1 protein-coding gene is annotated in these 437 nt (G+C 72.3%); it reads right to left on the reverse strand.

Annotated features, from left to right (window positions below):
* Positions 1-434 (reverse strand): methylated-DNA--[protein]-cysteine S-methyltransferase (locus ACY45C_RS13130; protein WP_462187906.1); only part of this gene is annotated, 434 nt, incomplete at its 3' end.
* Positions 435-437 lie beyond the last annotated feature (3 nt).

A 437-nucleotide genomic window follows, 5' to 3' on the forward strand; every position in this document is an offset into this window, starting at 1 on the left:
CCGATCACGCGGTGGCAGGGACGCACGAGCAGCAGGGGGTTCGCGCCGACCGCGGCGCCCACGGCCCGCACGTCGCCGCGGGCGGCGCCGGTCCGTTCAGCGAGGCGGCCGTAGCTGGTCGTCGTCCCGTACGGGATGGTCTCCAGCGCCCGCCAGACCCGTTCCTGGAACGCAGTGCCATGGGTGAGGAACTCCAGCTCGAAGACCCGGCGCTCGCCGGCGAAGTACTCCTCGATCTGCCGGGCGGCCTCGGTGAAGGACCTCGGGGCACGCCGCCAGTGCGGCGCCACCGTCACGGCTCCCCTCTGCTCAGGCATGGACAGGGAGCTCAGGGCGATCCCGCCCGCCACGCCGTCCGATTCCTCTCCCACCAGTTCCTCTCCCACCAGCAGCAGCTCGCCCAGCGGGCTGTCCAGGGTCGTGTAGACGGTCATCGG

Source organism: Frankia sp. CcWB2 (assembly GCF_977927585.1).